Origin of the sequence: Bradyrhizobium sp. AUGA SZCCT0283, assembly GCF_018130385.1 — a bacterium.
Lineage (GTDB): Bacteria > Pseudomonadota > Alphaproteobacteria > Rhizobiales > Xanthobacteraceae > Bradyrhizobium.
This window is the reverse complement of the sequence record NZ_JAFCLU010000004.1, coordinates 62,250-82,140: the sequence shown is the minus strand read 5'-3', so window position 1 is coordinate 82,140 and position 19,891 is coordinate 62,250. Positions and strand designations below refer to the sequence as shown.

The window sequence follows — 19,891 nt, the reverse complement described above, 5'->3', positions numbered from 1 at the left end:
AGTAGTTCTGCGGAAGCACCGCAACACTTGATCAAGATCAATGCGAATCGACAAAGAATGTTGTCGCAAAACCTCGCGGCTACATCGTCGCTCCTAACACCCATGGCGCGAACTCGGCGCCGCCGAAATCAAAACCCTCGCTCTTGGTCGGCCGGCCCGATGCCGTTTTCAGCATCAGGTCGAAAATGCGCTGGCCGCATTGCTGCACGGTTTCCTCGCCGTCGAGGATGGTGCCGCAATTGACATCCATGTCGTCTTCCATGCGCTTGTACATCGGCGTGTTGGTGGCGAGCTTGATCGAGGGCGCGGGCTTGCAGCCGAACACGCTGCCGCGTCCCGTGGTGAAGCAGACCATGTTGGCGCCACCGGCCACCTGCCCCGTGGCCGCAACCGGGTCGTAACCGGGCGTGTCCATGAAGACAAAACCCTTCTTGGTGACGGGTTCGGCGTAGTTGAGCACGTCTACCAGATTGGTGCTGCCGGCCTTGGCCATCGCGCCCAATGATTTTTCCAGAATCGTGGTGAGGCCGCCGGCCTTGTTGCCGGGGCTCGGATTGGCGTTCATCTCGGCGCCTTCGCGCCTGGTGTACTCTTCCCACCAGCGCATCAGGCCGACAAGCTTTTCGCCGACTTCGCGGCTGACCGCGCGGCGCGTCAACAGATGTTCGGCGCCGTAGGTCTCGGGCGTTTCCGAGAGAATGACCGTGCCGCCGTGGGCAACCAGGAGATCGCTCGCCGCGCCGAGCGCCGGGTTCGCGGACACGCCGGAGTAGCCGTCGGAGCCGCCGCATTGCAGCGCCACCGTCAATTCGCTGGCTGGCACCGGTTCGCGCTTGACTTTATTGGCATCCGTCAGCGCCTCCTTCACGAAGGCGATGCCGGCTTCGACCGTCTTGCGGGTGCCGCCGACTTCCTGGATGTCCATCGCGCGCAGCCGGCCGGCGAGTTTCTGTTCCTGCATCAGGCCGCCGATCTGGTTGACCTCGCAGCCGAGGCCCAGCACCACGACGGCGGAAAAGTTCGCATGCCGCGCGTAGCCGCCGAGCGTCCGCCGCAGCAGCGCCAGCGGCTCGTCCTGCGTCATGCCGCAACCGGTCTTGTGGGTCAGCGCCACGACGCCGTCGACATTCGGGAAATCGGCCAGCGGGTTGTCGCCGGTAAATGGATTCTTCTTGAACATGTCGGCGACGATCCCGGCGACATGGGCGCTGCAATTCACCGAGGTGAGGATGCCGATATAGTTGCGCGTCGCCACCCGGCCGTCGGCGCGGCGGATGCCCTCGAAGGTCGCGGGCAGATCGAAATTCGGCACCGGCTTGACGTCGACACCGTAAGCATAGTCCTTGGCGAAATCGCCCATGCCGCAGTTCTGGGTGTGGACATGCTGGCCCGGCGAAATCGGCGCGGTGGCAAAGCCGATGATCTGGCCGTAACGGCGCACCGGCTCGCCCATGGCGATCGGCTTGATGGCGACCTTGTGCCCTGCCGGAATCCGCTCGACGGTCGCGACCCCATCGGCCACGACCATGCCGGGCGGCAGGCTCGCGCGCGCAATCAGCACGCCGTCGTCGGGATGCAGGCGGATCACGGGTGCCGGGGTCATGGGGTGTCTCCTTTGAAGTGGGCGAATAGCGAATGGCGAGTAGCGAATGGTGCTACACCGTTGTCCATCCCCTATTCGCCATTCCCTACTCGCTATTCGCGTCTTACGCCTTGCCGCCCGAGTCCTTGCGGGTCTGGTTCACCTGCATCTTGGCATAGGTCATCATCAACCCGCTCTCGTTCGACAGCGTCACCAGCTTGAAGCCCATGTTGATGGCGCGCACCGCACCGTCGGCGCCGGAGCAGTGGATGCCAGGATTGAGGCCGCGCTTGCCGCATTCCTTGACGATCTTCTCGTAGATCTTGAGGATTTCCGGCTCGTCGCGGTCGAGCTTCGGCACCAGGCCATAGGAGAAGCCGAGGTCGGAGGGGCCGATATAGACGCCGTCGATGCCCTCGACGTCGAGGATCGATTCCATGTTCTCGACCGCGGTCTTGGTCTCCATCATCGGCAAAAGCACGATCTCGTCATTCGCCGTCTGCTGGTAGGAGCCGGCCGAGCCGTACATGCCGGAACGGATCGGGCCGTTGGAGCGCGTGCCCTTCGGCGGATATTTGGCGTACTGGACGAGGTTCCTGGCTTCCTGCGGGGTGTTGATCATCGGGCAGATCACGCCATAGGCGCCGCCGTCGAGCACCTTGCCGATGATGCCGGGCTCGTTCCAGGGCACGCGGACCATCGGCGTCACCGGGTGGCCGTTCATCGCCTGAAAGCATTGCACCATCGAGAGGTAATCCTGCACGCCGTGCTGCATGTCGACGGTGACGCTGTCGAAGCCGCATTGCGCGATCACTTCAGCGGAGAAGCCGGACGGAATCGCGAGCCACGCGTTCACCACGGCCTTGCCCGAGGCCCATACTTTCTTGACGTTGTTGGTTGCCATTGATCGCCTTCCCTTTGTGATCGTTACGATTGTTGGAGTTCACGGAGTTGATTAGCTGGTCGCGCGTTGAATGCTGGCTTCGCTGACGCCGACCTCACGGGCGGTGTTGACGATCGCAGCCCAGGTATCATCAGGTAGCGGTACACCGTTCCTGGTGCGCTCGGCGCGCGTCTTGCGTTCGGGATCGCCCGGGACCAGCACGGACTCGACGCCGGCAATCGGCTTGGTCTCCCGGATGAAGTCGGTATAGCGCGAGATTTCGTCGTCGAAGTAATTGCCGGTGTCGATCACCTTGGGGTCGACATAGAAGGCGAGCATGCCGTTGGCGAACTGCCGGCCGCCTGACGTCGCACCGGTGCCGGTGAGCGCGCCGCCGAGCAGCTCGCAGATGAAGGCAAGGCCCGATCCCTTGTGCTCGCCGAACGCGCGGATCGCGCCGGTGCCCTTGGTGTGGTCGCGTGGCCCGTCCGGGGTGTAGGGACCATAGAGGACGGACGGCTCCTCGCTCAGCGTACCGTCGGCATCGACCAACGCACCGGTCGGCAGCTTCTTGCCGCCGCGGCTTGCCACCAGCACCTTGCCTTCGGCGACGATCGAGGTGGCGAAATCGAGCACGATCGGATCCTGCCCCTGGCGCGGAATGCCGACGCAATAGGGCGCAGTCGAGAGCCGCTTCTGGACACCGCCATAGGGAGCAACCAGCAGCGAGCCCGCGCCGTTGACGAAGTGCACCGACACCAGCCCTTCGGCGGCGGCCATTTCGGCCCAGTCGCCGACGCGGCCGATATGCCCGGCGTTGCGCAGCGCGATCGCGGCAAGGCCTGACTTCTTGCACTTCTCAATGCCGGTCCGCACCGCGAACGGCGTCACGGTCTGGCCGTATCCGAACTTGCCATCGACCACGGCGAGTGACGGCGTATCGACGACAATCTCGGGGGTCTGGTTGGGAACCACGTTGCCCGTCTTCTTCCAGCGGATGTAGACCGGCACCCGGATCACGCCGTGGCTGTCGTGGCCTGTGAGATTGGCCGTCGTGAGGTAGGTCGCGATGCGCCTGGCTTCCTCAGGTGAGGACTCCGAATGCGAAAAAACCTCGGCGACAAAATCGATCAGCTTGTTGACTTGTATGGTGACCATTTTTCGGATTTCAGCCTTGTCCTAGCGCCGGGGCAGCCTGTGCATTGGCGGCGAACCCCACGACTCCCGCGCCGGTTTTGATGACCGGCTTGGCCGGCACTTTGAGCGAAAAATCGCGCGCGTGTCTACCATTAGACAAATGATTGCAATCATTTGCCCGGCCGCTATGCATCGGGCCGCTAGCATCATGCAAATTTGCGCTTACTCGTCGGCTTCGGCGTCTGGCTCACCGGCCACTTCCATTTCCGCAAGGCCGCGCTCGAGCTCGGCCAGCATGTCCTGCAACTCGGCAAGCTTGCGGGCGCCATAGCGGCTGGTGATTTCGGCGTAGATCGCCTCCGAGGTCGGCGCCACGGCTTCGATCAGCTTCAACCCCTTGGACGAGATCGACACCTCGCCGCGGCGCAGATCGGCCTTGGCCGTCCGCCTCTCGATCAGGTCGCGCGCTTCGAGATCGCGCAGGATTCGCGACAGGCTTGGACCCAGCAAAAAGGCGACGCGCGCCAGCTCTGTCACCTCGATAGTGTCCACTGCCGTCAGCGCGCGCAGGATGCGCCATTGCTGTTCTGTCAGGCCGTGGTTGCGCAAAGAGGGACGGAACTGCCGCATGACCGCTTCACGGGCGCGCAGCAACGACATCGGCAGCGAACGTGAGAATTCGCGCATCGGCGCGCGGCGGGCCTCCGTCGTTCCCTCCGGGTCCGAGCGCGATCCGTTCGGCGATTTCTTGCCTGCCATCTTCAGTGGTCCGCCATCAGGAATCGTCGATTCCGGAAAGGATAAAGTTTTGCGGCGCAACAAGCACCAAATCAGTTTGCAGCGGATAACTTAACATGTTAAACAAATTTCAGCACCCGCTTTTTGCTGAGCAGCCCCACGCCCATGGCCCTCTCCAGAGACGAAATCCGAAGCGCCGCCGAGCGGCTCGACCAGGCCGAAAAGACTCGCAGGCAGATCCGGCAGCTTTCGCTCGAATATCCCGGCATAACGATCGAAGATGCCTACGCTATTCAGAAAGCCTGGGTCGAGATGAAAGTAACGGGGGGCCGCGCTGTGAAGGGCCACAAGATCGGCCTGACCTCGAAGGCGATGCAGAGCGCGCTCAATATCGACGAGCCTGACTCCGGCATCCTGCTGGACGACATGTTCTTTGCCGATGGCGGGCTCGTCCCGTCCGATCGCTTCATCGCCACCCGCATCGAGGCCGAACTCGCCTTCGTGATGAAGTCGCGGCTGGCTGGACCGGACTGCACGATGTTCGACGTGCTCAACGCCACCGATTTTGTGGTGCCCGCGCTGGAGATCCTGGATACGCGGGTCGAACGGGTCGATCCGCAAACCAAATCCACCCGCAAGATTTTCGACACCATCGCCGACAATGCCGCGAATGCCGGTATCGTGCTCGGCGGTCGGCCGATCCGGCCGATGGACGTTGACCTGCGCTGGATCGGCGCGCTCTGCTTCCGCAACGGCCAGTTGGAAGAGACCGAGCTTGCGGCCGGCGTTCTCAACCATCCCGCGACATCCGTGGCTTGGCTTGCCAATAAGATCGCGCCGAACGGGCTGGCGCTGGAAGCCGGACAAGTGGTGCTGGCGGGATCGTTCATCCGCCCGATCGAGACCCGCAAGGGCGACACGATCCAGGCCGACTATGGCCCTTACGGGTCCGTGAGCTGCTACTTCGCATGATGCTTTAGGAAAGCGGGAGTCGTCGCATGCCGCATTTCACGATTGAATATTCAGCTAATCTCGATGGCCGCGTCGACATGGGTGCGGTCGTGGAGCTGGTTCGCAAGGCCGCGATCGAGACCGGCATCTTCCCGCTCGGAGGTATTCGTGTCCGCGCTATCAGGTGCGAGCACTATGCGATCGCCGACGGCGCTGCGAATTACAGCTTTCTCGATATGGTGCTCCGCCTCGGCGAGGGCCGCGACCTAGCCACCCGCAAGAAGGCGGGTGAACATATTTTCAAGGCCCTGTCGGCCTATCTCGATCCGGTGTTTGCGAACGAGAAGTTCGCGCTGTCGTTCGACATGCAGATCAACGACAAGGAAACCAGCTGGAAACGCAACAACATCCACGAAGCTCTGAAAGTGGAGGCTCTCAATGGATAAGGCGACACCGAAGGACGTGTTTCCGGCTAACCGCGACCGCGCCGCCCCCCTGCTCGCCAAATTAAAGAGCGAGGGCATCGGGCACATGATCGACGGCAAGTCCGTGCCGTCGATCTCAGGCCAGACGTTCGAGACCAAGTCCCCGGTCGACGGCGCAGTGCTGGCGTCGGTCGCCCGCGGCAATGCCGAAGACATCGACCGCGCCGCAACCGCGGCAAGCCTTGCCTTCAAGTCCTGGCGCGAGATGTCGGCTGCGATGCGGAAGAAATTGCTGCATCGCGTGGCGGATGCCATCGAGGACCACGCCGACGACATCGCGGTATTGGAATGCATCGACACGGGCCAGGCGCACCGCTTCATGGCCAAGGCCGCGATCCGGGCGGCGGAAAACTTCCGCTTCTTCGCCGACAAATGCGCCGAGGCGAGGGACGGCCTCAACATGCCCTCCGAGGAGCACTGGAACATCTCGACCCGGGTGCCGATCGGCCCGGTCGGCGTGATCACGCCATGGAACACGCCGTTCATGCTGTCGACCTGGAAAATCGCCCCTGCGCTGGCTGCCGGCTGCACCGTCGTGCACAAGCCCGCTGAATGGTCGCCGGTGACGGCGGACCTGCTGGCGAAGCTTGCGAAACAGGCCGGCTTGCCCGACGGCGTGCTTAACACCGTCCATGGCATGGGCGAAGAAGCCGGCAAGGCGCTGACCGAGCATCCCGCGATCAAGGCGATCGGCTTTGTCGGCGAGAGCGCGACGGGCTCGGCGATCATGGCACAGGGCGCCCCTACCCTGAAACGCGTCCATTTCGAGCTCGGTGGCAAGAACCCCGTCATCGTGTTCGACGACGCCGACCTCGACCGGGCGCTGGATGCGGTGGTCTTCATGATCTACTCGCTGAACGGCGAGCGCTGCACCTCGTCGAGCCGGCTGCTGGTTCAGGAGGGCATTGCCGAAAAGTTCATCGAAAAGCTGACAACCAGAGTGAAGGCCTTGAAGGTCGGCCACCCGCTCGATCCCGCGACCGAAATCGGGCCGCTGATCCATGAGCGGCACCTCGCAAAAGTCTGCAGCTATTTCGACGTGGCGCGGCAGGACGGCGCCACCATTGCCGTCGGCGGAAAGCCGCATGACGGCCCCGGCGGCGGGCATTACGTGCAGCCGACACTCGTCACGTCAGCGCATTCGAAGATGCGGGTGGCGCAGGAGGAAGTGTTCGGCCCGTTCCTGACTGTGATCCCCTTCAAGGACGAGAAGGACGCGATCGAGATCGCCAATGGCGTGCAGTACGGCCTGACCGGCTATGTCTGGACCGGCGACATGGGCCGCGCCCTGCGGGTGGCGGACGCGCTGGAGGCCGGCATGATCTGGCTCAATTCCGAAAACGTGCGCCACCTGCCGACGCCGTTCGGCGGCATGAAATCGTCCGGCATCGGCCGTGACGGCGGCGATTACTCGTTCGATTTCTACATGGAGACCAAGCACGTCTCGCTCGCCCGCGGGACGCACAAGATTCAGAAGCTCGGCCTGCCCTCATCCTGAGGAGCGGGCGCAAGCCCGCGTCTCGAAGGATGGGCCACGGGCCACATGGTTCGAGACGGCGCTGGCGCGCCTCCTCACCATGAGGATTAACAATTGAGGACTGGATAAAAGCACATGCCCGTTCCGACACACATCTTCGACCCACCCTTCAACATCATCCGATGCAGCCACGCCGTGCTTGATGTCGTCGACCTCGACAAGAGCCGCGCCTTCTACGAGAACACCGTCGGCCTCCATGTCGAGGACAGCGACGACCAGGCGGTGTACCTGCGCGGCAGCGAGGAGCATCAGCATCACTCGCTGGTGCTGCGAAAGGCCCCTGTCGCGGCCTGCAGCCGGCTCGGCTTCAAGGTCGGCAATGACGGCGATCTCGACAAGGCGGCGGCGTTCTTTTCCGAGAACGGCATTACTTACGCCTTCGCCGAGCAGCCGTTCCAGGGGCGTACGCTGCAGTTCACCGACCCCGCCGGCTTCCAGCTTGAACTCTATGCAACGATGGAAAAACGCCCGCATCTGCTCCGGCGCTACGACCTCTACAAGGGCTGCCATCCGCAACGGCTCGACCATTTCAACGTCTTCGCCCCCGAGGTCCAAAACACCGTCGATTTCTACGCCCGGCTCGGCTTCCGCCTGACCGAATATGGCGAGGAAGACGGACCTAACGGGCGGATCGCTGCGGCCTGGATGCACCGCAAGGGCAATGTGCATGACTTCGCCATCACCAACGGCCGCGGCCCCCGCCTGCACCACTTTGCCTATTGGACGCCGACCGCGATGAACATCCTGCATCTCTGCGACGTCATGGCCTCCAGCGGCTATCTGAAGAACATCGAGCGCGGCCCCGGTCGTCACGGCATCTCGAACGCATTCTTTCTCTATGTCCGGGATCCCGATGGCCACCGCCTCGAGCTCTACACCAGCGACTATTTCACCGGCGATCACGACCACGAGCCGCTGCGCTGGTCGCTGAAGGACCCGCGCCGGCAGACGCTGTGGGGCGCGCCCGCGCCGCGCTCCTGGTTCGAGGAAGGTACGCCCTTCACGGGGCAAGCGGTGCGCGAACCCGCCTTCGTCGCCGACGTCACGATTGCGGATTGATCGGATCGCAGATGGCTCATCCCCACCTCGCCACCTACACCGTTAACGGCACGCAGAAGTACGGCGCCGTGACCGATGCCGGAATCGTCGATCTCTCCGCGCGTTTCGCCAAGGAGTACCCGACGCTGCGCGAAGCCATCGCCGCCGGTGCGCTGATGAAACTCGCCGAAGATGCGGCGCGGCGTTCGCCGGACCATGCGCTCGATGCGATCGCTTGGCAGCCGCCGATTCCCTCGCCGGAAAAGATCATCTGCATCGGTGTGAACTACCCGGACCGCAACGCCGAATACAGGGACGGCCAGGACGCGCCGAAATATCCGAGCATGTTCATGCGCACGCCGCGCTCCTTCGTCGGCCACAACGCCCCGCTGGTTCGCCCACGCGCTTCCGCCCAGCTCGACTACGAGGGCGAACTGGTGCTGGTCATCGGCAAGGCCGGCCGGCATATTAAAGAGAGTGACGCGCTGGATCACATCGCCGCCGTCACGCTGTGCAACGAAGGCACCATTCGCGACTGGGTGCGGCACGCCAAGTTCAACGTCACCCAGGGCAAGAATTTCGATTCCACCGGCAGTCTGGGACCATGGCTCGTGCCCTACACCGACGAAAGCCAGATCGCGGACATCCGCCTGACCACGCGGGTCAACGGCGAGACGCGGCAGGACGACCGCACCGGGCGGTTGATCTTCGGCTTCCGCTACCTCATCAACTATCTCTCGACCTTCACTACGCTGGTGCCCGGCGACGTCATCGTGACGGGAACGCCGACCGGCGCCGGCGCGCGCTTCGACCCGCCGCGCTATCTCAAGCCTGGCGACGTCATCGAGGTTGAAGCCGAGGGCGTCGGCATGCTTAGGAACGGCGTGATCGACGAAGCCTGATAAATCCTGAGAAGCGAGTGGACAGAGCGATGAAATCAACCTCCGGCGGCGAAGCAATCGTCAATGGCCTCGTCGCGCATGGCGTCGACACCGTGTTCGGCCTGCCCGGCGCGCAAGTTTACGGCCTGTTTGATGCCTTCCATCAGGCGCAGTTGAAGGTCATCGGCGCGCGCCACGAACAGGCCTGCGGCTACATGGCCTTTGGCTACGCGCGCTCATCGGGCAGGCCTGGCGTGTTCAGCGTGGTGCCCGGCCCCGGCGTGCTCAATGCCGGCGCGGCGTTGCTCACCGCCTTCGGCTGCAACGAGCCGGTACTGTGCCTCACCGGCCAGGTGCCGACGGCGTTTCTCGGCAAGGGCCGCGGCCATCTGCACGAGATGCCCGACCAGCTCGCGACGCTGCGCACCTTCGTCAAATGGGCGGAGCGCATCGAATATCCGGACGCCGCGCCACCAGTGGTGTCGCGCGCGTTTCAGGAAATGCTGTCGGGACGCCGCGGACCGGTGTCGCTGGAAATGCCGTGGGATGTCTTCACGCAACGCGCCGAGGTCGGTCCTTCCAAAGTGTTCGACACCTTTCCCGCCCCGCAGCCCGACCCCGGCCGGATCAAGGCGGCCGCTGATCTCATCAAGGCCAGCAAGCGGCCGATGATCTTCGTCGGCAGCGGCGCGCTGCATGCGTGCGAGGAAATCCTCGAACTGGCCGAGATGATCGATGCGCCCGTGGTGGCGTTCCGCAGCGGCCGCGGCATCGTCTCCAACGCGCATGAGCTCGGGCTGACCATGGCGGCGGCCTACAGGCTATGGCCGATCACCGATCTGATGATCGGAATCGGCACGCGCATGGAGCTGCCGGCGTCCGGATTCCGCTGGCCGTACCAACCGCAGGGATTGAAATCCGTTCGCATCGATATCGATCCTGTCGAAATGCGCCGGGTTGCGTCCGACGCTGCGATCGTCGCGGACGCCAAGGCCGGTACCGCCGATCTGGTCGCGGCCGTGAAGAAGGCCGCCTACAGCAGGACCAGCGGCCGGCGCGGCGAGATCCGCGAGGCCACGGCGGCGGCGCAGCAGGAGATCCAGAAGGTTCAGCCACAAATGGCCTATCTGAACATCCTGCGCGAGGTGCTGCCGGCAAATGCGATCGTCACCGACGAATTGTCGCAGGTCGGCTTCGCTTCCTGGTACGGCTTTCCGGTCTACCAGCCGCGCACCTTCATCACCTCGGGCTATCAGGGCACGCTCGGCTCGGGATTCCCGACCGCGCTCGGGGCCAAGGTCGCCAATCCGGACCGGCCGGTGGTCGCGATCACAGGCGACGGCGGCTTCATGTTCGGCGTTCAGGAATTGTCGACCGCTGTACAGTTCAAGATCGGCGTGGTGACGCTGGTGTTCAACAACAATGCCTATGGCAATGTCCGCCGCGACCAGCGCCAGCATTTTGACGGACGCGTGGTAGCGTCTGACCTGGTCAATCCGGATTTCGTGAAACTTGCGGAATCCTTCGGCGTCGGCGCTGCGCGCGTGAGCTCACCGGATCATTTCCGCCCCGCGCTGGAAAAGGCGCTGGCCGATGGCGGGCCTTACGTGATTTCGGTGGAGGTGCCGACGGATTCGGAAGTCTCGCCGTGGGCGTTCATCCATCCGGCGAAGAATATCTAAACCTGCCTCGCCATACTTCGCTGCATTCGCGACGCCGCAATCACCAGCAGGCCCGCACCGGCGACCGACCAGCAGGCGACGGGGGCCCATTGCAGCAGCGGCGCATATTCCGGCAGCTTTTGCAGGCCGCCGGCGACCGCCGCCATCCGTGCAAAGGTGGCGAGCGCCAGCGCGGAGAAGACGAGCCCGACGACCTTGCCCTCGGCGCCGGTCTCCCCGATCGCCAGCGCCGCCGAGACCGCGGCCATCAGCATGCAGCCCCACGCGGCACCGGCGATGAACTGCGCCGCAATCAGCATGTTGAGATTGCCGGCCATTTCCGCTCCCAGCACCGCCAGCGCCCCGAGCAGGCCGGCGGCGCCCATCACGATCAGCCCGCCGCGATGCTTGACCACGACGCTCGCCGGAAACATCGCGATATTGAAGCCGATCCAGAACACCGGCATCAGCCATTGCAATTCTTCCGGCTTGGCGAAGCGCAGAAAGAACGGCGTGCTGTTGATGGAAAAATGCAGCTGATAGCCGAGCGACAGGATGACCATCGAAGCGATGAAGAACATCGGCACCTGACCGAGCGATTTGGCTGGCACTGGCGCTTTCGCGACGCGAGGCGCCTGCGCGAGATTGCGCTCGACCTTCGACAAGGCAAGCGTCGTGATCAGCAGCACCACGCCTGAGATCACGAAGGGCAGCCGCGGGTCGTGATTGCGCAGCACCACGCCGAGATAGGGCGATACCGCGCCTGCCAGACCATAGCCGAGCATTGCCAGCGCCGACAGAAACGGGATTGCCGGCCGCGCGCCGTATTTGCCCAGCAATGTCAGCGGCGGCGCGCGCAGCGCCGACGACGTCACGACCCAGATCAGGATCAGGGCGATGAACCAGACCTGTGCGGCGGGCCCGGTGCCGGCCACGAACGGCAGTGCGACAAAGGCCGCGCAGGAGATCGCGGTCAGGACGCCGACGAACACACCGAGCTTGCCGACAAACGGCGCGATCCGGTCAGCGGCAATTCCCATCGCGGTGTCGGTGATGGTGAAGATCGCCTGATCCAGCATCAGAATCAGGATCACGGCTGATGGCGCGATCCCGACTTCGGCGCAGAGCTTTGGCAGGTAGATGACGTAAGTGGTCCAGCCCAGCGTGAAGACCAGCTGCAGCACGGCAAGATAGACGCCGGTGCTGCTGGCGCTGGTGCTGGACGTTGCTTCTGTCGTGCTCATGTCGCCCCCCCCCGCTTACGGAGCATAGACCAGCGCGTGCGCCGATGGAACTTCCCTTCTCCCCTTGTGGGAGAAGGAATATCACCGCGCCTTGCGAAAGGTCAGATTGATACGCTGACGGCCCATCAGCGCATGTTCGCCATCGGCGAGCGGGGCAACGCCGTGAAAGAATAGCCGCGACGGCCCGCCCCAGACCACGACGTCGCCATGCTCCAGCCGGTAACGGTTCGGCTTGTCGGCGCGCTTTGCGCCGCCGAACAGGAATATCGCGGGCAGCCCCAGCGACACCGATACGATCGGTGCGGCAAAATCCCGCTCGTCCTTGTCCTGATGCAGCGACATCCGCGCGCCGGGTTGATAGCGGTTGATCAGGCAGGCATCCGGCGCAAAACCCTCAAAGCCGCCCGCGGCAGCCGCCTGCTCCGCCAACTGACGAAACGCCGCCGGCATCGCCGGCCAGGGCTGGCCGGAATTGGGATCGACGCCGTCGTAACGATACCCGCTGTGATCCGTGACCCAGCCGGCGTTGCCGCAATTGGTCATGGCCACCGACATCTGGTGGCCGCCGGGGGTGAACATGCGCCGGAACGGCGCTTGTGCGATGATCTCGCGCAACGCCGGAATCATTTCGCTCTCAAACGGCCGTGCAAATCCGCGCAGCAGCACTGCGCCCTCCGCCATCGCTTCACGCGACGGCCGCGCATCCGGAACGGCTTCGAACAAATCTGCAGTCAACTCAGTTCGCACTCAATTGGCATCGTGGAAGATCACGCCGACGGTGTGGCGATGGCCGGAGCGGATCCGGCTGACGCCATGGCGCAGATTAACCCGGTAAGGCCCGCGCGTCCCCTGCATCGGCCTGACATGCACAGCAAACGCCACCGCATCGCCCTGCCTGAGAGGGACCACCTCGGGCCGCGACTGCATCCGCGGCCGCTGTTCCGTCAGCACGAACTCGCCACCTTCAAAATCCCGCCCGGGCTCCGACAGCAGGATCGCAACCTGCAGCGGAAACACGTGCTCGCCATAGAGATCCTGATGCAGGCAATTGTAATCGCCCTCGCCATATTGCAATAGCAGCGGCGTCGGCCGGGTCTGCCCTGCATCGTGGCAGCGTTTCAGGAACGCCTCGTGCCGGTCGGGATAGCGGATATCGATCCCCATCGTCTCGTTCCAGCGATTGGCGATGCCGCACAGCCGCGTATAGAGCGCCGGCCGTAATTGCCCGATCAGGTCCGGCAGCGGATAGGCGAAATATTTGTATTCGCCGCGGCCAAAGCCGTGACGCTCCATCACGATCTTGCTGCGGAAATTCTTGTCGTCCGGATAGAGCGCCGCCAGCGCGGCGCATTCTTCCGGCGACAGCAATCCCTTCAGGACGGCGCAGCCCTGCGCGTCGAGATCGGCGGTCGCCTTCGCCCAGTCGATGGTGGCGACACGCGAAGCCACGGTGGGCGGACGGTCAATATTTCTTGCGGTTACTCTCATGGCGAACAGCCTCGGAGTCAGGCCACGACAAAACCACCCGATTTCCGATCTCGCGTCGTCCCCGCCTAGTGCGCAATTGCGCACGGGCGCGGGGACGACGTGTGGAGAAATCTCAGCCCAACACCGGCATCGTGATCACATCATACCCGTGACCGATCTTCCGCTTCAGCACGGGATCTTCCAGTTCGAACTCGAAGCGATCAGCCGGGCGGATGCCGCCCCTGGCCGCAAAGGTGCCGCCGAACATGGCGCAGCCGTCGGGCAGGCCTTTGCCGCCGAAGCCGCGGTCGATGAGATCCTTCACCGGCAGCATCGCATCGAGTGTGCCTTCCTGGTAGAGCACGCGCGCGCCATCGATGATGGCCCAGGAGCGCAGGATCAGTCGGTCCCAGTGGGCGATGACGTCCTCCAGTTCCCACAGCCCGGACGCAACCGGCTTGTCGCACATCTGCTTTGACACCGTGACGCTATAGGCTTCCACCTTGCGGTCGGTATGGTCGGAGCCACAGCCGACGAAGATGCGGCCCTGCCAGCCGATCAGCACGAACTCGACCTCGCCGCTGGAATTTTCGCCCGAGACCTCGATGCGGTCGGCCTGCGTAATCCGCCGCGCCGAGCAGCGGTAATAGATTGGCGTCGAAGCTGGCCGCGCGATGCCGATCGCTTCGAGTTCGGCGATGTGCTTGTCGCGCGCCACCGGATCACGGCCGGTCCAGCCGGCGATCACGGCATGGTCGATCGCAAGCGTCAGCGGCGTCGATGCGCCCTTATCTTCGACGGTAAAGGTCAGATCAAACACGGATGATATTCTCCATTCCGGCGGCCAATTCGAAGATGCGGCGGTCCGATCCGCCGGCCGCCGCCAGCATCAGCCCCACGGGCATCTCGCCTTCGCGGTGCGCCGGCAGCGAGATCGCGCAGCCGTCGAGCATGTTGATCAGCGTGCAGTTGCGCAAGGAACGCAGGTTTTGCGTGGCAAACGCCTTGTCATCGGCGAGATCGGCGATTCTGGGCGGCGCATTCGCCGTGGTCGGCAGCACCAGCGCGTCGTAGGGGGCGATGCGCTGTTCGGTGCGTGCAATGAACGAGCGGCGCGCGTTGAGGATATCGATATAGTCGGCCGCGCTGATGCCTTCGCCGCGCTGGATGCGGACGCGGACGCGGGGGTCATAGATGTCGCCATGGCTCGCGATCAGATAGCGATGCCAGGCGTAACTCTCCGCGGCGGCAAATCCGCCCTTGCTGTTCATGACGGCGACATCGTGGAATTCCGGCACCTCGATCCGCTCGATCGACGCACCCTGCCGCGACAGCGTCTCCAGCGCGCGCTCGAACGTCGTCGCGACCTCGTCGTCGAGGTCGTCGAGCGCGACCGTGGTCGGCACCGCGAGCCGCACGCCCTTGACCGGCCGCGGCTGCAGCGGCTGCACGGCCTCATCGGCGAGCACGGCGTCGAGCACCGCGCAGCAGCCGACGGTGCGCGCCAGCGGACCAAAACTGTCGAGCGAGAACGACAGCGGCACGCCGCCGTCGAGTGGCACGCGGCGTTGCGTCGGCTTGTAGCCGACGATGCCGTTATAGGCCGCCGGAATCCGGCAGGAGCCGCCGGTATCGGTGCCCAGCGCGCCGTAAGCCATGCCGTCGGCGATCGAGACAGCCGCGCCCGAGGACGAGCCGCCCGGCACATGGCCAACGCTGCGATTCCACACGCTTTTCGGCGTACCATAATGCGGATTGATGCCGATGCCCGAATAAGCGAACTCGGTCATATTGGTGCGGCCGATGACGATGAACCCCGCCCGGCGCAGCCGCGCCACGACAGGCGCATCGGCCTCCGCCGGCGCGGAATCCTCCAACGCGCGGGAGCCGGCGCGGGTCACCTGTCCCTTGATGTCGTAGAGATCCTTGATCGAAACGGGAATGCCGGCATAGGGCGACGGCGCGGCGTTGGCTTTGCGCAGATGATCCATCGCGTCGGCGGCGGCCATGGCCGCATCCTTGTCGACATGAATAAAGGTTCGCGCGCCCTCGCCGGCGGGATCGGCAATCCTTGCGAGACATTCATCGACCAGTTGACGCGCGGTGGTGCGGCCGGTGTCGAGGTCGGCGGCGAGGCTGGCGAGTGTCGGATGGTTCGGCATGGCGTTCTTGATGACTTCCTGTGCGATTTACCGTGGCGCGGACTATCTCCGATGACGGGCTGGCATACAAGCGGTCTCACGCGCAGGGAATGCGGCCATGCGACAGCACCGCTGCTGGGACCGTTGACGGAGATCGGTCAATGTCGCATCAAGACCGCAACAAGCGGGCCGACGCCCGCGTCCCAAGGAGAAGAGCCGATATGGCGGAGCCTGCGCGCGCAAAACCAAAACCAACGCCTGAAACGCAGCATTTCTGGGATGGAACGCAGGCCGGCGAATTGCGCCTGCAGCGCTGCGACGCCTGCGCCAATGTCTATTTCCCGCCGCGTCCGTTCTGCCCCTCCTGCGCCTCGCGCAAGGTCAGCGTGTTCAAGGCCAGCGGCAAGGGTACGCTTTACAGCTACGTCATCAACCACCGTCCGGCGGCGCCCGGCTTCACCCCGCCTTACGCGATCGCCGTCGTCGAACTCGACGAAGGCCCGCGCATGATGAGCAACATCATCGACTGCCCGCAGACGCCGGAGGCGCTCGAGCTCGACATGAAGCTCGAAGTCGCGTTCGAAAAGCTCGACGACAAGATCACCCTTCCCCTGTTCCGTCCGGCGAAGGGCTAAGCACCATGCGCAGAAATGCAGTCGCCGTCGTCGGCGCAGCCGAAACCACCGAACTCGGTGTCATCCCGAACATGTCGCAGATCCAGCTCCATGCGGACGCGGCGCTCAACGCCATCGCCGATGCCGGGCTGAAACTGTCCGACATCGACGGCATCGCCACCGCCGTGGAGACGCCGCAGCAGATCGCCCATTACCTCGGCATCACGCCGACCTGGGTCGACGGCACCTCCGTCGGCGGCTGCTCATTCATGCTGCACGTCCGCCATGCCGCGGCCGCGATCGAGGCCGGCCTCTGCAAGACTGTGCTGATTACGCATGCCGAGAGCGGCAAGTCGATGATCGGCAAGCTGCCGCGCTCGACGCCGGCGGACAGCCTCAACGGCCAGTTCGAATCGCCCTTCGGCGTCTACGGCCCGCCCAGCATGTTCCCGATCCCCGTGCTGCGCTACATGAAGACCTACGGCATCACCCATGAGCAGATCGCCATGGTCGCGGTCGTGCAGCGGGAATGGGCGGCGAAGAATCCGCGCGCGACCATGAAGGCGCCGATCACGGTAGCGGACGTCCTGAATTCAAAGATGATCGCCTATCCATTCCGTATCCTGCAATGCTGCCTCGTCACCGACGGCGGCGGCGCGCTGATCCTCACCTCGGCCGACCGTGCCAAGGACTTTCCGAACAAGCCGGTCTACATCCTTGGCACCGGCGAGAGCGTGGAAACGCCGATGGTCAGCCAGATGGAGACGTTCAACTCCTCGCGCGCCTTCAAGGTCGCGGGTCCCACCGCGTTCCGCGAAGCCGGCATCGCCCACAAGGACGTCGATCATCTGATGATCTACGACGCCTTTGCGCATCTGCCACTCTATGGCCTGGGTGATCTCGGCTTCATGCCGCATGAAGAGACCGGCAAGTTCATCGCCGACGGCAACACCCGCCCCGGCGGCAAGCTGCCGCTCAACACCAATGGCGGCGGATTGAGTTATATGCATTCCGGCATGTACGGCATGTACGCGCTGCAGGAAAGCGTGCGGCAAATGCGCGGCATCGCGCCGGCGCAGGTCAAGGACGCGAAGATTTCGGTCTGCCACGGCGTCGGCGGCATGTTCGCGGCAAGTGGCACGATTATCTTTACGAACGAGAAATAACCACCTTCGTCATTCCGGGATGCGCCGTCAGGCGCAGGCCCGGAATCCATCGTGCGGCGAAATGGATTCCGGGTTCGCGCGTTGCGCGCCTCGGAATGACGGCCGAAATCAGAACCGATAGCGGAGAGTCCCAATGGCAAAATCACTGCAAGACAAGGTCATCATCGTCACCGGCGCAGGCCGCGGCATCGGGCGTGAAATCGCACTGCTCTGCGCTGCCGAAGGCGCCAAGGTCGTGGTCAACGATCCCGGAGTTGCCGCGGATGGCGCCGGTTCGAGCGCAGCCCCCGCCGAGGAAGTGGTCGAGGAGATCAAAAAGCGCGGCGGCACCGCGGTCGCCAACTTCGAGTCGGTGGCGGAAGCGATCCCCGCCAGCAAGATCGTGAAGACGGCGACCGATCATTTCGGCCGGCTCGATGGCGTCGTCAACAATGCCGGCATCTTGCGCGACATGATCTTCCACAAAATGAGCGTGGAAGCGTTCGAAGCCGTCATCAAGGTGCACCTGATGGGCTCGTTCTACGTCTCTCACGCCGCGGCGCGGCTGTTCCGCGAACAGGAGAGCGGCTCCTTCGTGCACTTCACCTCGACCTCGGGCCTGATCGGCAATTTCGGCCAGGCCAACTACGCCGCCGCCAAGCTCGGCATCGTCGGCCTGTCGAAGTCGATTGCGCTCGACATGGGCCGCTTCAACGTTCGCTCGAACTGCGTCTCGCCGTTCGCCTGGACCCGCATGATCGGCACCATTCCGACTGAGACCGAGGCCGAGAAGGCGCGCGTGGCAAAGATCCAGCAGATGGGACCGGAGAAGATCGCGCCGATCTGCGCCTATCTGCTCAGCGACGCCGCCAAGGACGTGACCGGACAAATCTTCGGTGTGCGGATGAACGAGATCTTCCTGTTCAGCCAGAATCGTCCGCTGCGGTCGGTGCAGCGGAGCGAAGGCTGGACGCCGCAGACCATCGCCGAGCACGGCATGCCGGCGCTGAAGGGATCGTTCTACAAGCTCGATCGTTCCGCGGACATCTTCCCCTGGGATCCGATCTGACGGCTCTATGAAAATGGTCGTCCCGGCTGGTTGCTGGGACGACAATCTTCGGCTGCTCAGCGCGCCCCGCCCGCTTTATGCCGGATTGCGGGCCGATGTTTTCCTTCCAACAAAAAACTTGGGAGGAAATCATGACAACCCCACTGACCCTTTCCGATCCCCAGCAACAAGGCGGCGGCGGTTTTGACCGTCGCAAAATACTGACAGGCGCGGCGGCACTTGCCGCCTCGGCCGTGACGATGAAGACGGCTTCTGCCGCCTCTGTCGCGCCTCTCGGCCAAACCGGCGCGCCGACCACGGCAACGCAGCCCCTGCCGCTCGGCCCGCTTCCCGGCGCCCGCTATCCGGACTCTCGCCTGGAGTCGATGAAGAAGCCCAAGGTTTCGTTCGGGCCGACAGGCTTTCCGGCCTTCGCGGGCACCATGGCCGTCGAGCGCGTCGCCACCGGCTTCCGCTGGGCCGAAGGCCCGGTCTACTTCCCGGCTGGACGCTACGTGCTGTTCTCCGACATTCCCAACAACCGCATCATGCGTTTTTCAGAGGATGACGGTCACGTCAGCGTATACCGCCAGCCGTCCATGAACTCGAACGGCAATACCATTGATCGAGAAGGACGCCTGATCACCTGCGAGCATAGCGGCAGACGGGTGACTAGGACCGAACTCGACGGCTCGATCACGATCATCGCCGACAAGTACAATGGCAAGAAGCTGAACTCGCCGAACGACGCTGTCGTCGCGGCCGACGGTTCGATCTGGTTCTGCGACCCAGCCTACGGTATCGGCGGCTATTACGAGGGCATCAAGGCCGAGCCTGAGCAGGAAAAGAAAAACGTCTACCGGGTGGATCCGAAATCCGGCGACATCAAGATGGTGGTCGATGACTTCGTGGAGCCGAACGGCCTTTGCTTCTCGCCTGACGAGAAGAAGCTCTATATCTGCGATACCGGATTCACCGATGGGCCGGACAACCCGTCGCATATCCGCGTGTTCGACGTGGATCTTGGGGCCGGAAAGCTTTCGAACAGCAAGGTCTTCGCGGACATGCCCAAGCCCAGCATTACCGACGGGCTGCGCTGCGATACCGCCGGGCGTGTTTGGTGCTCCGTGGGTTGGGGCGATCCGAACGAGGACGGCGTGCGCTGCTACACGGCGGACGGCGATCTGCTCGGCAAGATCCACATCCCGGAAACTGTCGCCAATCTGTGCTTCGGCGGTCAGCAACGGAACAGACTTTATATCTGCGGTTCGTCGTCGCTCTATGCGGTCTACACGAGTGTGCAGGGCGCGATGAAGCCGTGAACGGATTCGAGGCGTGA

At 63.8% G+C, this 19,891-nt stretch carries 19 protein-coding genes; 10 read left to right on the top strand and 9 right to left on the bottom strand.

Annotated features, from left to right (window positions below; translation table 11 throughout):
- Positions 1-79: 79 nt before the first annotated feature.
- From JQ624_RS07795 to hpaR, 4 genes are all read right to left on the bottom strand, one after another.
- Positions 80-1,603 (bottom strand): UxaA family hydrolase, encoded by a 1,524-nt coding sequence (locus tag JQ624_RS07795; protein WP_212418283.1) that lies wholly within the window; start codon positions 1,601-1,603, stop codon positions 80-82.
- Positions 1,604-1,706: 103 nt separating this feature from the next.
- Complete coding sequence (locus tag JQ624_RS07790) at positions 1,707-2,486, bottom strand: HpcH/HpaI aldolase/citrate lyase family protein (RefSeq protein ID WP_212418282.1); 780 nt, start codon at positions 2,484-2,486, stop codon at positions 1,707-1,709.
- Between the two features lie 51 nt (positions 2,487-2,537).
- The gene (locus JQ624_RS07785) at positions 2,538-3,623 is read right to left on the bottom strand and encodes a malate/lactate/ureidoglycolate dehydrogenase (RefSeq protein WP_212418281.1); all 1,086 of its coding nucleotides are present in this window, start codon (positions 3,621-3,623) and stop codon (positions 2,538-2,540) included.
- Between the two features lie 201 nt (positions 3,624-3,824).
- Positions 3,825-4,361, bottom strand: coding sequence for a homoprotocatechuate degradation operon regulator HpaR (hpaR, locus tag JQ624_RS07780; RefSeq protein ID WP_212418280.1), 537 nt, complete (start codon positions 4,359-4,361; stop codon positions 3,825-3,827).
- A gap of 144 nt (positions 4,362-4,505) precedes the next feature.
- On the opposite strand from hpaR, the gene hpaH reads away from it, so the two are divergent.
- The 6 genes from hpaH to JQ624_RS07750 all read left to right on the top strand — a co-directional run bounded on the left by hpaH (position 4,506) and on the right by JQ624_RS07750 (position 10,914).
- Positions 4,506-5,312, top strand: coding sequence for a 2-oxo-hept-4-ene-1,7-dioate hydratase (gene hpaH, locus JQ624_RS07775; RefSeq protein WP_212418279.1), 807 nt, complete (start codon positions 4,506-4,508; stop codon positions 5,310-5,312).
- A gap of 26 nt (positions 5,313-5,338) precedes the next feature.
- Positions 5,339-5,737: a 5-carboxymethyl-2-hydroxymuconate Delta-isomerase gene (locus tag JQ624_RS07770; protein WP_212418278.1), complete on the top strand. Its 399-nt coding sequence runs from the start codon at positions 5,339-5,341 to the stop codon at positions 5,735-5,737.
- On the top strand, positions 5,730-7,274 hold the full coding sequence (gene hpaE / locus JQ624_RS07765) for a 5-carboxymethyl-2-hydroxymuconate semialdehyde dehydrogenase (RefSeq protein WP_212418277.1): 1,545 nt from the start codon (positions 5,730-5,732) through the stop codon (positions 7,272-7,274). The genes JQ624_RS07770 and hpaE overlap by 8 nt, the downstream gene beginning before the upstream one ends.
- A 114-nt stretch (positions 7,275-7,388) precedes the next feature.
- Positions 7,389-8,372: a 3,4-dihydroxyphenylacetate 2,3-dioxygenase gene (gene hpaD, locus JQ624_RS07760; protein WP_212418276.1), complete on the top strand. Its 984-nt coding sequence runs from the start codon at positions 7,389-7,391 to the stop codon at positions 8,370-8,372.
- Positions 8,373-8,383: 11 nt separating this feature from the next.
- Positions 8,384-9,253: a fumarylacetoacetate hydrolase family protein gene (locus JQ624_RS07755; RefSeq protein WP_212418275.1), complete on the top strand. Its 870-nt coding sequence runs from the start codon at positions 8,384-8,386 to the stop codon at positions 9,251-9,253.
- Positions 9,254-9,282: 29 nt separating this feature from the next.
- Positions 9,283-10,914: a thiamine pyrophosphate-dependent enzyme gene (locus JQ624_RS07750; protein WP_212418274.1), complete on the top strand. Its 1,632-nt coding sequence runs from the start codon at positions 9,283-9,285 to the stop codon at positions 10,912-10,914.
- On the opposite strand, the gene JQ624_RS07745 is transcribed toward JQ624_RS07750, so the two are convergent.
- The 5 genes from JQ624_RS07745 to JQ624_RS07725 form a co-directional block, all read right to left on the bottom strand.
- A complete protein-coding gene (locus JQ624_RS07745; RefSeq protein WP_212418273.1) occupies positions 10,911-12,137 on the bottom strand; it encodes an MFS transporter in 1,227 nt (408 codons plus the stop codon). The genes JQ624_RS07750 and JQ624_RS07745 overlap by 4 nt on opposite strands.
- Before the next feature lie 81 nt (positions 12,138-12,218).
- Positions 12,219-12,872, bottom strand: coding sequence for a DNA oxidative demethylase AlkB (gene alkB / locus JQ624_RS07740; RefSeq protein WP_212418272.1), 654 nt, complete (start codon positions 12,870-12,872; stop codon positions 12,219-12,221).
- Between the two features lie 12 nt (positions 12,873-12,884).
- Positions 12,885-13,625: a 2OG-Fe(II) oxygenase gene (locus JQ624_RS07735; protein WP_212418271.1), complete on the bottom strand. Its 741-nt coding sequence runs from the start codon at positions 13,623-13,625 to the stop codon at positions 12,885-12,887.
- A 112-nt stretch (positions 13,626-13,737) separates the two neighbouring features.
- A complete protein-coding gene (locus JQ624_RS07730) occupies positions 13,738-14,424 on the bottom strand; it encodes a DUF2848 domain-containing protein (protein ID WP_212418270.1) in 687 nt (228 codons plus the stop codon).
- Positions 14,417-15,766 carry an amidase gene (locus JQ624_RS07725; protein ID WP_212418269.1) on the bottom strand — a complete coding sequence of 450 codons (1,350 nt, stop codon included), beginning with the start codon at positions 15,764-15,766 and terminating at the stop codon, positions 14,417-14,419. Before JQ624_RS07725 ends, JQ624_RS07730 begins: the two co-directional genes overlap by 8 nt.
- Positions 15,767-15,966: 200 nt before the next feature.
- Between JQ624_RS07725 and JQ624_RS07720 the strand changes: the two genes are divergently transcribed.
- The 4 genes from JQ624_RS07720 (at position 15,967) to JQ624_RS07705 (ending at position 19,874) form a co-directional block, all read left to right on the top strand.
- The gene (locus tag JQ624_RS07720; protein WP_108519790.1) at positions 15,967-16,380 is read left to right on the top strand and encodes a Zn-ribbon domain-containing OB-fold protein; all 414 of its coding nucleotides are present in this window, start codon (positions 15,967-15,969) and stop codon (positions 16,378-16,380) included.
- Between the two features lie 5 nt (positions 16,381-16,385).
- Positions 16,386-17,525 (top strand): thiolase C-terminal domain-containing protein, encoded by a 1,140-nt coding sequence (locus JQ624_RS07715; protein ID WP_212418268.1) that lies wholly within the window; start codon positions 16,386-16,388, stop codon positions 17,523-17,525.
- Between the two features lie 133 nt (positions 17,526-17,658).
- Positions 17,659-18,573 (top strand): SDR family oxidoreductase, encoded by a 915-nt coding sequence (locus JQ624_RS07710; protein ID WP_212418267.1) that lies wholly within the window; start codon positions 17,659-17,661, stop codon positions 18,571-18,573.
- A gap of 365 nt (positions 18,574-18,938) precedes the next feature.
- A complete protein-coding gene (locus tag JQ624_RS07705) occupies positions 18,939-19,874 on the top strand; it encodes an SMP-30/gluconolactonase/LRE family protein (RefSeq protein WP_409334307.1) in 936 nt (311 codons plus the stop codon).
- The last annotated feature ends 17 nt before the right edge of the window (positions 19,875-19,891 follow it).